We start from the raw sequence: 11,872 nt of genomic DNA on the forward strand, positions 1-11,872 counted from the left end.
GAGCCATGAGTCTGACCATTACGCTGACGGGAACGGGCGGCGCGCAGCTGGTGCCGACATATGGCTGCGACTGTGCGGCCTGCCAACGAGCACGCTTACAGGCGCAATACCGTCGACGCCCTTGTAGCGGGGTGGTCAAGTTCAATAATACGGTGACGCTGCTGGACGCGGGGCTCCCACATCTGATGGACGACTGGCCAGCGGGCAGCTTCCAGCAGTTTCTACTGACCCACTATCATATGGATCATGTGCAAGGGCTGTTTCCGTTGCGCTGGGGTGTGGGGGCGACTATCCCGGTGTACGGTCCGTCGGATGAACAGGGTTGCGACGATCTGTTTAAGCATCCCGGCATCCTCGATTTTAGCCATACCGTGGCACCGTTCGTGGTGTTCGACCTGCAAGGATTGCAGGTAACACCGCTACCGCTCAACCATTCAAAGCTGACGTTTGGTTATCTGCTGGAGACCGCACATAGCCGCGTGGCGTGGCTCTCCGATACCGCCGTACTTCCCGACAAGACGTTGAAGTTTCTCCACAATAACCAGCCTCAGGTGATTATCATCGACTGCAGCCATGCCCCGCGCGCCGAGCCACCGCGCAATCATTGTGATTTAAACACCGTTATCGCCTTAAACGAAGTTATCCGCTGCCCACGGGTGATCCTGACGCATATCAGCCATCAGTTTGACCTGTGGATGATGGAACATCCGCTACCAGTAGGGATTGAGGCAGGATATGACGGAATGGAGATTGTGCTGGAGTAATTTCCCGGACAATAAGACTTGTTAACAGGTCTCTTAAATCCTATATTAAGACCAGTTAAATGGTCTTTAGGAGAGGTTATGCCGCATATCATTTTAAGCGATACCACCGCGAGTGTGAGTGAGCTAAAAAAGAACCCGATGGCGACTGTTAGCGCAGGAGATGGGTTTCCGGTCGCAATTCTGAACCGTAACCAGCCCGCTTTTTATTGCGTGCCAGCAGAGCTTTACGAAAAAATGCTCGATGCGCTGGACGATCAACAGCTGGTTAAATTAGTCCATGAACGTAGCCAACAACCCCTGGTGGATGTGGATCTGGACAGCTACTTATGAGTTATACGGTAAAGTTCAGGGAAGATGCGCTGAAAGAATGGCAAAAACTTGATAAAGCTATTCAGCAGCAATTTGCCAAAAAACTAAAGAAATGCTGTGAAAATCCGCATATTCCTTCAGCAAAGCTCAGGGGAATAAAAGATTGCTACAAAATCAAACTACGAACATCAGGGTTTCGTCTTGTTTATCAAGTCATTGACGACACCCTGGTCATCGTGGTCGTTGCCGTCGGTAAACGCGAGCGTAGTGAAGTCTATAATCTTGCCAGCGAAAGATTTCGCTAACGATCGTAATCTTCTTCCATTCTGCGCTCTTCGTCCTCTAACTGACGCCGTTCTTGATCGAGCTGGCGCTGGCGGTCATCCAGTTGGCGACGTCGATCTTCAAACTGGCGGCGGCGATTGTCATATTGCCTGCGCCGGTCGTCACTCATCTGGCGCTGCCAGCTTTCATCACGGGAGTCATCATAATCCCGCCCGTTGTCCGGTTTGTATGCGTCGTTAATCGCCTGCTGAATATTACCAATGGCGTCATCGATAATATCCGCCTGTGCCGATACGGTGGTCAGCATTAGCAAACTAAAAAGAAGGAATGTCGCGGAGCGTTGCATAAAACCAGCCTCATCAAGAAACTCGCCCCACGGTAATCAAAGCGTATTTGCGCGGGTAGCGGAGGAATCTCAATTACGCGAATGCCGCAGCGCCTGCGCCAGCTCTCCCCGAGTAAAAGGCTTTCGCAATAGCGCCACATCCGGCAACGCCGGGTTATGCGCCGGACGTAAATCCTGACCGCTAATCAGCAGGATGGACAACTGCGGATAATGTGCCAGCGCATGATTCACCACATCCACGCCGCTCAACCCTCCTGGTAGCATTAAGTCGCTGATTAAAATATCAATCTCGGATGAAGCCGCCAGCATATGCATCGCCTGTTCGCCGTTGGCGGCCTCTAACGTCAGGTAGCCCAGCAGGTGTAACTGCTCGCACAACGTCTGGCGTACATCGGCTTCATCCTCAAGCACCAACACCAGTTTTTCACCGCTGTTCGCCGCATGTACCGCCACCGGTTCTGCCTGAGCCTGCACCGGCACAACGGCGCGAGGCAGTTGCAGCCTGACCGTCGTTCCCTGCCCGGGAGCGCTTTCAATCTCCACCCGACCTCCGGACTGGCGCACAAAACCGTAAACCATCGACAGCCCCAGTCCGCTGCCGCTACCGGTCTGTTTGGTGGTGAAAAACGGCTCGAAGACCTGGGCTTTCACCTCCTGTGACATCCCGCTCCCCTGGTCGGCAACCTCCAGCATCACCATATCCTGCTTGCGCCCATCGCTGCGCGTGACCCGCTGATTCCAGGTACGGATTTTAATCGTGCCCGCCTGCCCGTCCATGGCGTCACGGGCGTTCATCACCAGATTGATAATAGCGTTTTCCAGTTGGCTGACGTCAATCCACGCGGGCCAGGCGGGAGACTGGGCTTCAATCTCCAGCGTCAACATGGCCGGAAGAGAGTGGCGCATCAGTTCGCCCAGATTTTCCAGCAGCGTTTTCAGCTCCACCGCATGAGGGTGCAACGACTGTTTGCGCGAAAAGGCCAGCAGTCGCTGGGTAAGCAACGCCCCACGCTCGGCGGCTTTTAGCGCCCGATTGACCCGTGGCGCATCGGGCGACTCCGGATTCACCAGATCCAGACTGCCAATAATAACCGCCAGCAGGTTATTGAAATCATGTGCTAATCCACCCGTCAGTTGCCCCACCGCCTTCAGCTTTTGGCTGTGCAACAGCGCTTCTTCCAGCCCCTGACGTTCGGTGCGATCGATTTCCATCTGGCTGGTTTTTTCTTTTAGCAGTCGGGTTGTGTGCTCCAGCGACGCGGTGTTACGGGCAAAGACGCTAAAAGCGCGGGCCAGCTCGCCCAGCTCATCGCGACGCTGCAGGGCCGGGACGCTGACGTCTGATTCACCGTGCGCCAGCCGGGTCATCGCCCGTGAAATGGCCGTCAGGTTGGAACCGAGATTACGGTAGATATACCACCCGGCAAAACCGGTGATCACCACCGCCAGCAGCGCAAACACTAAAATAAACAACGCGCCGGATTGCAGTTCCTGATGGCTTTGCGCCACCCGCTGCTCTGAGATCAGCGCCACCTGCGAGGCATACTGATTGATATCGCTGTTGAGGATCGCCACCAGCGCTTTGATATGAAACATATACCAGTTGATGGCCAAATCGCTCTGCTCCAGCGCGGAAGAGAGCGGCTCCAGCTTATGCAGCTCCTGGTTGAAGTCGTTGAGGATACCGCTAATCAGCGGACTAGCATGGCGCAAGGGAAGCGCAGGCATCACCGCATCCAGTTGTTTCACCACCGAACGCGGCGTGGGCGTGTCGATGGCGGCAACAATTAAGCGGTCCATCTGCCCCAGCAACGCATCATCCTGCGCGCCGGTCAACTTTTGCAGATGACGTAAATAGCTTTGATTTTGATACAGCGAACTGAGCAACGCGTTACGCTCCAGGTGTCGCCGCTGCCCGCGCTGCAACATCCCTTCTACGCTGCTTTGTAGTTCATTACTGCGCTGGATAATACGCTCGACCAGCACCGGCTCTTGCTGTGCCAGCGGCGCGGTAGCCAGTTGTTCCAGCGACTGCTTCAGCGCCCTTTGCGTCTCCTGCAGCCGCTCCGCTTCCCCTTTGTATTCCAGCGCCCCGACCACCTGCGACAGCCGCACCGCCGCCGTCGCCACGTTCGCCGTATCCCGCGCCAGGTTCATGCTACCGGTCATGTCGTCAACGGTTTGCTGCTGCACCTGCTCCTGAATCTGGCTTGCGTGTTGAAAACCCAGCACCGCCACGCCGCTTACCATCAGCGTGACCGCCACCACCAGCAGATTGAAGAACAGCAATCGTCCGCGCGCACTGGCGAAAAAGTGACGTCCCGGTTGCGGCATATCACGCTCCGTGAAGAAAAATCGCAATATGACAAATATGAACGGCTTCTGACATTTTGCATTTACATTCCTGTGATGGACTGCTGATATCGGCCACCCCACAGGAGATCCGCCATGAGCAGGACACCGGTTCTGGAGATGCGCAACATTGCTAAAGCGTTTGGCAAATTTTATGCGCTGAAAGGGGTCGATTTAACGGTCTGGCCAGGTGAGATTCATGCCCTGATGGGCGAGAATGGCGCGGGGAAGAGCACCCTGATGAAGATCCTCGCGGGCGCCTATACCGCCACCAGCGGTGAGATCCTGATTGACGGTCAGCCGTTCCATATTCGCGGTCCTAAAGATGCGCTTAGCGCAGGCATCACGCTGATTTATCAGGAGATGCAGCTCGCGCCGAACCTGACGGTAGCGGAAAATATCTTTCTTGGCAGCGAGCTGTCGCGCGGCGGGCTGGTCCAGCGTAAAGAGATGGTCATGCAGTCGCAGAAAGTCATCGACCGACTCGGCGCCCAGTTTAAGGCTAGCGACCGTGTGATGACGTTGACCATCGCCGAACAGCAGCAGGTGGAAATTGCCCGCGCCCTGCACCGTAACAGCCGCATTCTGGTAATGGATGAACCCACCGCCGCCCTCTCCTCACGTGAAACCCACCGCCTGTTTGAACTGATCATGCGCCTGCGCGATGAGGGGATGGCGATTATCTACATCAGCCATCGCATGGCGGAAGTGTACGAACTTTCGGACCGCGTCAGCGTCCTGCGTGACGGGCAATATGTTGGCAGCCTGACCCGCGACAAGCTCAACGCCTCGGAGCTGGTACGCATGATGGTGGGCCGTCCGTTGAGCGATCTGTTCAACAAAGAGCGCGACATTCCCTTAGGTAAAGCACGCCTCAATGTTCATCACCTGACCGACGGCCATAAAGTCCAGCCGTGCAGCTTGCTGGTGCGCTCCGGGGAGATCGTCGGCCTGGCCGGGTTAGTCGGTGCCGGGCGTTCTGAACTGGCTCAGCTTATTTTTGGCGTGCGTAAAGCCATCGGCGGCATGATTGAAGTAGACGGTGAACCGGTAGTGATCCACTCCCCCCGCGAGGCGATTGACCACGGCATTGGCTTTCTGACGGAAAACCGCAAAGAACAGGGATTATTTTTAGAGCTGGCAGCGGCAGAAAACATCACCATGGCAACGCTGGAGCGTGACGCCAACTGGGGCATGCTTGATCGCAAAAAGGCGCAGGCTATTTCCGATGACGCCATCAAGCTGCTCAACATCCGCGTGCCGCACGCACAGGTACGCGCGGGTGGGCTGTCCGGCGGTAATCAGCAAAAACTGCTGATTTCACGCTGGGTCGCGATCGGCCCACGTATTTTGATCCTCGATGAACCCACGCGCGGCGTGGACGTCGGTGCCAAAAGCGAGATCTACCGGATCATGAACGATATGGCGCGCAAAGGCGTAGCGATCCTGATGATCTCCAGCGAACTGCCGGAAGTCGTCGGTATGAGCGATCGCGTGTACGTCATGCGGGAAGGCAGCATTGCCGGCGAGCTGAACGGACAAAGTATTACCCAGGAAAATATTATGACGCTGGCAACCGGCGTGAACGACTCCCACCATCAGGCGGTGCCCCATGAATAATCCAACCACTCCCCAGCAGGTGGCGAAATCCGCCTCCGCAAAAAAAATGCTGATGAGCGATCTGATGCAAACGGTCGGTATCTTACCGATTCTCATCCTGATTGTGGCGGTATTTGGCTTTATCGCGCCTAACTTTTTTACCGAAAGCAACCTGCTGAATATTACCCGTCAGGCCTCAATCAACATCGTGCTGGCGGCTGGCATGACCTTCATTATTTTGACCGGTGGGATCGACCTCTCGGTTGGCTCGATTCTCGGTACCACCGCTGTCGCAGCCATGGTCGTTTCTCTTATTCCTGAGCTTGCCATGCTGTCGATTCCGGCGGCGCTGATGCTCGGTCTGGTGCTGGGGCTGTTTAACGGCGCGCTGGTCGCTTTTGCCGGACTACCGCCGTTTATCGTCACGCTTGGAACCTATACAGCGCTGCGCGGTGCGGCCTATCTGCTGGCCGACGGTACAACGGTGATTAACTCCAATATCAGCTTTGAGTGGATCGGTAACAACTATCTCGGCCCGGTTCCGTGGCTGGTGGTCATTGCGCTGGCGGTGGTGGTGGTGTGCTGGTTCATTCTGCGCCGCACCACGCTCGGCGTTCATATCTACGCGGTCGGCGGCAATATGCAGGCCGCACGTTTAACCGGGATCAAAGTGTGGCTGGTGCTGCTGTTCGTCTACGGCATGAGCGGTTTGCTCTCAGGTCTTGGCGGGGTGATGAGCGCCTCGCGGCTGTATAGCGCCAACGGCAACTTAGGTATGGGTTACGAGCTGGACGCCATCGCGGCGGTGATCCTCGGCGGCACCAGCTTTGTTGGCGGGATCGGCACTATCACCGGCACGCTGGTGGGGGCGTTGATAATCGCCACGCTCAATAACGGCATGACGCTGATGGGCGTCTCCTATTTCTGGCAACTGGTGATCAAAGGGGCGGTGATCATCATAGCGGTGCTGATCGACAAATACCGTACCCGACACCATCAAAGTGCATAGACAAGCTTACTGGCCTAAACATTCGTAGGCCTGATAAGCGCAGCGCCATCAGGCGTATAACAACAATACCCTACGTGAGGAAACGAGTATGCGTTTGAAGCCATTAGTAACCGCGCTCTGTGCTGGCGCCCTGCTTGCTGCAGCTCCGTTTGTGCAGGCAAAAGAACTGAAATCGATCGGCGTTACGGTGGGCGATCTGGCCAACCCGTTCTTCGTGCAGATCACCAAAGGCGCGGAGCTGGAAGCACGCAAGCTGGCAGGTGATAGCGTTAAAGTAACGCTGGTTTCCAGCGGTTACGATTTGGGGCAACAGGTGTCGCAGATCGACAACTTTATTGCCGCAAAAGTCGACATGATTATCCTTAACGCCGCCGACTCCAAAGGCATCGGCCCGGCGGTAAAACGCGCGAAAGACGCCGGGATTGTGGTGGTTGCCGTTGACGTGGCGGCGGAAGGCGCAGACGCGACCATTACCTCCGATAACACCCAGGCAGGTGAAATGGCCTGTAAATACATTACCGACCGCCTGAAAGGCAAAGGCAACGTCGTCATCATCAACGGGCCGCCGGTTTCCGCCGTCCAGAACCGCGTGGAAGGCTGCCAGACTGAGTTCAAACGCCACCCGGACATCAAGGTGCTGTCGCATAACCAAAACGCCAAAGGCAGTCGCGAAGGCGGGCTGGAGATCATGACCGCGTTACTGGCGGCGAATCCGAAGATCGACGGCGTATTCGCCATTAACGATCCGACGGCGATCGGTGCCGATCTGGCGGCAAAACAGGCGCAGCGTAGCGAATTCTTTATTGTCGGCGTAGATGGATCCCCGGACGGTGAAGAAGCGCTTAAGCGCGAAAACTCACTATTTGTGGCGACTCCGGCACAAGATCCGCAGGTGATGGCTGCCAAAGCGGTCGAAATCGGCTATGACATATTGCAGGGGAAACCCGCTCCGAAAGAACCCGTGCTGATCCCGGTGACGATGATCGATAAAAACAACGTCGGCAGTTATAAGGGTTGGACGGTTAAATAAATCCTGAACCGACTAATGCTCTCCTGTCACAAAGAGAGTCAAAGAAGCAAGAGCGCCCGTCAGGGCGCTTACCTCATAAAAACTGAGAGTAATAAATATCCATTTCCTCCTCTATATTATGACTCAGCATAAAAGAAAAAATCATAACCGCCGTATAAATAACCGGAATACCAATAACTAAAGGTGTAAACGTATACCAGGGGTGACTTTGGAACAGTTCCAGTGGTACGAGACTTACAAATCCCATACACCATAAAATAATTGCGCACAATTTTATGACTCTCCAATAATCATGGAAATCCAGCTTATCAAGTGCCGGACACGATCCTGGATATTTAGCAGCTATTATGCCGGATTGAATAGTATCTGCGGATGTACTGGCGAATAACTGATGGCCTTGACCATATTTTGCAGCATCCGCAGCCAACGCTAATACAACCCAGCGCTGAACCTCTGTGCTTCGCCCGGTGACGACCTCCAGTTCATATCGACTATCGGCCAAAATGCTCGTTTTTGCGTTTTCTATCCCACTAAACAATACGAATTTTGACTGCTTATCCAGTGAGTTGAACCATAGTTTTTTAATTTTACTAACATCAACTTGCTGTGCAGAAAGATATGTACTTACGATTTCATCAAGATAGTAAGGGGTACTGTCCATCATGCGTAATAAATATAAAGGTGTGTCTTTATCTTTAAGCAGTTGTGTATTGGTAAAAATAAAGGCGTTAGCACTTTCAAAAAAATCAGCATTATTTTCATCATGCAATTCAACGGTAATAACCAGGTTATTTTCAGAAATATTTAAATCAACCCACTCATTTATTAAAAAATAATCAGGACATTTGTGAAGAATATTAATTTTTCCGACCTTATCTTTGGGGATGCTCAGACTTGCCAGCACCGCCTTGAAACTATTGCCGATAGTGTCATCCGCTCCCTTAACGTACAGCCAGGTAGTAAAAGGCCGATAATCCCTGACAAGAGAACATTTGAGGGGCTCTATCAACTGCCTTAGTACTTTATCAACTCTGGTGTCATCCATTGAGTCAACTTCAATATCAATGCGTAACGGCGTTGCAGAACCTGCTGGCGCTTCACCCTCTAGTTTCTGAATTTTTAATGCCAGTTCAGGCACCGGGAGAATGGATGAATAGTCTAAAAGAGGCAATGCCCGTATTGCCCAGTTTTTCCACTGGTTCATACCATACTTCTCAAGATAACCCGCATAGTAACATGGAAAAGATATAACACCGTAAGTGATTACCACCACACACCAGATTGCTAACACTATTAGCGACGGGATACCTATTGCATTCCATATCAGATCATCAGGAACTTTCTTGTCCTGCAACCAGCTGAATATATTGTACGTTATAAAAAACAGAAAGATAGCACAGCTAATGATCAGCATAATATTAAGCGGGAATTTTTCTGGTTCTTCATAGGGATTCTTGCTTGGTATCTTCCATTTCCTCATTTGCTTGTCCCCGCCGTTGGCAGTGTGGTTTTAATTACACAACCACATGCGGCCCTACAGCCATCCACAACGACGCCTTTGCCGTCCATTGTCCAGGTTGGCTCAAAATCAAGTATTGGGAAGGTACCTTTGTGCAGAATACAAACCACAGTATCCCCCTGTAAAGCGACAGGAATTCCCATAAACTTGCTACCAGAAGATTTATTGACATATCCGCCATTTTCCAGCGGATCGTTTAGCCTGATTACACCTTTCATATTATTTCCCTGCATCCATATCGCAGTGCATCCGGGTCCAGCCCTTATAGCCCACCACCTCCGGCTCTTTGTCCGGCAGGTTTTGATAGTTAGCCTTATAACCTTCCGTTAAATGGGCTAAAGATGCTTTCATAAACACCACCGTTCCCCACGCAGCACCTGGAAACTCAGGACTGGTATGGCCGTTCACATACTCGCCACCGGATTTATGCTTGCCTGGCCTGTAGAGATAATAGGTGTCATCAAAGTATTGATAATCTATACCCGGACCACCCGGCGCCAGACGCGGGTCGTCAAAAGGGTATGAGCTCAGATATAAATGCCCCTTCGCCGTGGTAATAAATGCCTGATTATTAACTACCACCACTCTTTTTATTTCTTTTCCTTCAGGTCTATCTACCATATTCCCATCAGAATTTTTCTCTTGCCCCTGAGATGGGGACATATACGTTGCGACCTGACACGTTTGTCCATAGTCTTTAGATATTGTGTATGCACCTGGCTCCCATCGCGGTATCAGAATATACTTATCTGACGAATGAATATATACTCCGGAAAATATCCGATACGTTGAATAAATGCCATTTACTAATTCTTTATGTATATTCCGCCTGATATCATGATACCAAAGCGCTCCCTCACAATTATAGCCTTTTAATTCCAGATATCGGTTATCATCATAGCGATAAATAATCTGTGAGGGTGTTCTTTTTGTACAGGCAGCGATAGCACATAGCGAAATAGTTCCGATTATTATTTTTAACGCACTTCCCTTATTCATAATTCATCCTTAAACGTTAAGCGGTTTTGGCATATCCCATTGCAGATTATTTCCCTGCATCCATATCGCAGTGCATTCGGGTCCAGCCCTTATAGCCCACCACCTCCGGCTCTTTGTCCGGCAGGTTTTGATAGTTGGCCTTATAACCTTCCGTTAAATGGGCTAAAGATGCTTTCATAAACACCACCGTTCCCCAGGCATCACCTGGAGATTCAGGTCTTATATGGCCGTTCACATACTCGCCACCGGATTTATGCTTGCCTGGCCTGTAGAGATAATAGGTGTCATCAAAGTATTGATAATCTATACCCGGACCACCCGGCGCCAGACGCGGGTCGTCAAAAGGGTATGAGCTCAGATATAAATGCCCCTTCGCCGTGGTAATAAATGCCTGATTATTAACTACCACCACTCTTTTTATTTCTTTTCCTTCAGGTCTATCTACCATATTCCCATCAGAATTTTTCTCTTGCCCCTGAGATGGGGACATATACGTTGCGACCTGCCACGTTTGTCCATAGTCTTTAGATATTGTGTATGCACCTGGCTCCCATCGCGGTATAAGAATATACTTATCTGACGGATGAATATATACCCCGGAAAATATCTGATACGTTGAATAAATGCCATTTACTAATTCTTTATGTATATTCCGCCTGGTATCATGATACCAAAGTGCACCTTCACAATCGAAACCTTTTAGTTCGAGATACCGGCTATCATCATAGCGATAAATAACTTGTGATGGTGTTTTTTTTGTACAGGCAGTGATAGCACATAGTGAAATTGCTGCGACGATTACTCTTACCACATCTCCCATTAGCATAACTAATCCTTAAACGTTAAGCGGTTTTGGCATATCCCATTGCAGATTATTTCCCTGCATCCATATCGCAGTACATCCGGGTCCAGCCCTTATAGCCCACCACCTCCGGTTCTTTGTCCGGCAGGTTTTGATAGTTAGCCTTATAACCTTCCGTTAAATTGGCTAAGGATGCTTTCATAAACACCACCGTTCCCCACGCAGCACCAGGAAACTCAGGACTGGTATGGCCGTCCACATACTTGCCACCGGATTTATGCTTGCCAGGTCTGTAGAGATAATAGGTGTCATCAAAGTATTGATAATCTATACCCGGACCACCCGGCGCCAGACGCGGGTCGTCAAAAGGATATGAACTCATATACAAATGGCCCTGCGCTGTGGAAATAAACGCCTGGTTATTGACCACCACCACTCTTTTTATTTCTTTTCCTTCAGGATAGTCGCGCATAATACCATCTGAGTTTCTCTCCAGCGCCGGGAAAGAGGCCATATATGTTGCCACCTGCCACGTTTGTCCATAATCTTTCGATATCAGATAAGCAGTCGGCTCCCAGTTTGGGATAAGTATATATTTATCAGAAGGATGAATATAGTTTCCCGAGAAAAGTCTGAAGGAGGCAAATCTTCCATCAATTAACTCTTTGTGAATATTTTTTTTACCATCGTGATACCAAAGTGCTCCCTCACAATAATAGCCTTTTAACTCCAGATAACGATTATCGTCGTAACGATAAATAACCTGCGAGGGTATTTTTTTTGTACAGGCAGTGATAGAGAATAGTGAAACTGCGCCGATTAATACTCTTACCATAATTCCTGGTTTCATAATTCATC

At 51.2% G+C, this 11,872-nt stretch carries 13 protein-coding genes; 6 read left to right on the forward strand and 7 right to left on the reverse strand.

The annotated features are described in order from the left end of the window. Positions 1-5: 5 nt before the first annotated feature. From phnP to LY264_RS22555, 3 genes are all read left to right on the forward strand, one after another. The gene (phnP, locus tag LY264_RS22545) at positions 6-764 is read left to right on the forward strand and encodes a phosphonate metabolism protein PhnP (RefSeq protein WP_048227466.1); all 759 of its coding nucleotides are present in this window, start codon (positions 6-8) and stop codon (positions 762-764) included. 78 nt (positions 765-842) lie between these two features. Then, positions 843-1,094: a type II toxin-antitoxin system Phd/YefM family antitoxin gene (locus LY264_RS22550; RefSeq protein WP_006688247.1), complete on the forward strand. Its 252-nt coding sequence runs from the start codon at positions 843-845 to the stop codon at positions 1,092-1,094. Further along, complete coding sequence (locus tag LY264_RS22555) at positions 1,091-1,378, forward strand: type II toxin-antitoxin system RelE family toxin (RefSeq protein WP_048227467.1); 288 nt, start codon at positions 1,091-1,093, stop codon at positions 1,376-1,378. Before LY264_RS22550 ends, LY264_RS22555 begins: the two co-directional genes overlap by 4 nt. Here the strand turns inward: LY264_RS22555 and yjdP are convergent. Then, positions 1,375-1,704, reverse strand: coding sequence for a DDRRRQL repeat protein YjdP (gene yjdP, locus LY264_RS22560; protein ID WP_003031807.1), 330 nt, complete (start codon positions 1,702-1,704; stop codon positions 1,375-1,377). The genes LY264_RS22555 and yjdP overlap by 4 nt on opposite strands. Before the next feature lie 69 nt (positions 1,705-1,773). Beyond that, the gene (locus LY264_RS22565) at positions 1,774-4,038 is read right to left on the reverse strand and encodes a hybrid sensor histidine kinase/response regulator (RefSeq protein WP_048227468.1); all 2,265 of its coding nucleotides are present in this window, start codon (positions 4,036-4,038) and stop codon (positions 1,774-1,776) included. Between the two features lie 114 nt (positions 4,039-4,152). Here LY264_RS22565 and LY264_RS22570 point away from each other — a divergent pair, with 114 nt between their 5' ends. The 3 genes from LY264_RS22570 to LY264_RS22580 all read left to right on the forward strand — a co-directional run bounded on the left by LY264_RS22570 (position 4,153) and on the right by LY264_RS22580 (position 7,694). Then, positions 4,153-5,676: a sugar ABC transporter ATP-binding protein gene (locus LY264_RS22570; RefSeq protein ID WP_003844755.1), complete on the forward strand. Its 1,524-nt coding sequence runs from the start codon at positions 4,153-4,155 to the stop codon at positions 5,674-5,676. Next, complete coding sequence (locus tag LY264_RS22575) at positions 5,669-6,664, forward strand: ABC transporter permease subunit (RefSeq protein WP_008786947.1); 996 nt, start codon at positions 5,669-5,671, stop codon at positions 6,662-6,664. The genes LY264_RS22570 and LY264_RS22575 overlap by 8 nt, the downstream gene beginning before the upstream one ends. An 88-nt stretch (positions 6,665-6,752) precedes the next feature. Further along, on the forward strand, positions 6,753-7,694 hold the full coding sequence (locus tag LY264_RS22580) for an ABC transporter substrate-binding protein (protein WP_003826688.1): 942 nt from the start codon (positions 6,753-6,755) through the stop codon (positions 7,692-7,694). 73 nt (positions 7,695-7,767) lie between these two features. Here LY264_RS22580 and LY264_RS22585 read toward each other — a convergent pair whose 3' ends face one another. Genes LY264_RS22585 through LY264_RS22605 form a run of 5 tightly spaced genes read right to left on the reverse strand, consistent with a single transcriptional unit; the run spans position 7,768 to position 11,864 of the window. Then, positions 7,768-9,174 carry a hypothetical protein gene (locus LY264_RS22585; RefSeq protein WP_048227469.1) on the reverse strand — a complete coding sequence of 469 codons (1,407 nt, stop codon included), beginning with the start codon at positions 9,172-9,174 and terminating at the stop codon, positions 7,768-7,770. Beyond that, on the reverse strand, positions 9,171-9,431 hold the full coding sequence (locus tag LY264_RS22590; RefSeq protein WP_048227470.1) for a PAAR domain-containing protein: 261 nt from the start codon (positions 9,429-9,431) through the stop codon (positions 9,171-9,173). Before LY264_RS22590 ends, LY264_RS22585 begins: the two co-directional genes overlap by 4 nt. A 1-nt stretch (position 9,432) precedes the next feature. Next, positions 9,433-10,212 carry a T6SS immunity protein Tli3 family protein gene (locus LY264_RS22595; RefSeq protein ID WP_048227471.1) on the reverse strand — a complete coding sequence of 260 codons (780 nt, stop codon included), beginning with the start codon at positions 10,210-10,212 and terminating at the stop codon, positions 9,433-9,435. A gap of 46 nt (positions 10,213-10,258) precedes the next feature. Then, positions 10,259-11,038, reverse strand: a complete 780-nt coding sequence (locus LY264_RS22600) for a T6SS immunity protein Tli3 family protein (protein WP_048227472.1) — start codon at positions 11,036-11,038, stop codon at positions 10,259-10,261. Between the two features lie 46 nt (positions 11,039-11,084). After that, a complete protein-coding gene (locus tag LY264_RS22605) occupies positions 11,085-11,864 on the reverse strand; it encodes a T6SS immunity protein Tli3 family protein (protein WP_048227473.1) in 780 nt (259 codons plus the stop codon). Positions 11,865-11,872: the final 8 nt, after the last annotated feature.

Origin of the sequence: Citrobacter portucalensis, from assembly GCF_023374935.1 — a bacterium.
Classification (GTDB): Bacteria; Pseudomonadota; Gammaproteobacteria; order Enterobacterales; family Enterobacteriaceae; genus Citrobacter; species Citrobacter portucalensis.

Excerpts from the sequence above, each read along its gene's own strand:
- phnP (WP_048227466.1), top strand. The coding sequence starts at position 6 with ATGAGTCTGACCATTACGCTGACGGGAACGGGCGGCGCGCAGCTGGTG.
- LY264_RS22550 (WP_006688247.1), top strand. The coding sequence starts at position 843 with ATGCCGCATATCATTTTAAGCGATACCACCGCGAGTGTGAGTGAGCTA.
- LY264_RS22555 (WP_048227467.1), top strand. The coding sequence starts at position 1,091 with ATGAGTTATACGGTAAAGTTCAGGGAAGATGCGCTGAAAGAATGGCAA.
- yjdP (WP_003031807.1), bottom strand. The coding sequence starts at position 1,704 with ATGCAACGCTCCGCGACATTCCTTCTTTTTAGTTTGCTAATGCTGACC.
- LY264_RS22565 (WP_048227468.1), bottom strand. The coding sequence starts at position 4,038 with ATGCCGCAACCGGGACGTCACTTTTTCGCCAGTGCGCGCGGACGATTG.
- LY264_RS22570 (WP_003844755.1), top strand. The coding sequence starts at position 4,153 with ATGAGCAGGACACCGGTTCTGGAGATGCGCAACATTGCTAAAGCGTTT.
- LY264_RS22575 (WP_008786947.1), top strand. The coding sequence starts at position 5,669 with ATGAATAATCCAACCACTCCCCAGCAGGTGGCGAAATCCGCCTCCGCA.
- LY264_RS22580 (WP_003826688.1), top strand. The coding sequence starts at position 6,753 with ATGCGTTTGAAGCCATTAGTAACCGCGCTCTGTGCTGGCGCCCTGCTT.
- LY264_RS22585 (WP_048227469.1), bottom strand. The coding sequence starts at position 9,174 with ATGAGGAAATGGAAGATACCAAGCAAGAATCCCTATGAAGAACCAGAA.
- LY264_RS22590 (WP_048227470.1), bottom strand. The coding sequence starts at position 9,431 with ATGAAAGGTGTAATCAGGCTAAACGATCCGCTGGAAAATGGCGGATAT.
- LY264_RS22595 (WP_048227471.1), bottom strand. The coding sequence starts at position 10,212 with ATGAATAAGGGAAGTGCGTTAAAAATAATAATCGGAACTATTTCGCTA.
- LY264_RS22600 (WP_048227472.1), bottom strand. The coding sequence starts at position 11,038 with ATGCTAATGGGAGATGTGGTAAGAGTAATCGTCGCAGCAATTTCACTA.
- LY264_RS22605 (WP_048227473.1), bottom strand. The coding sequence starts at position 11,864 with ATGAAACCAGGAATTATGGTAAGAGTATTAATCGGCGCAGTTTCACTA.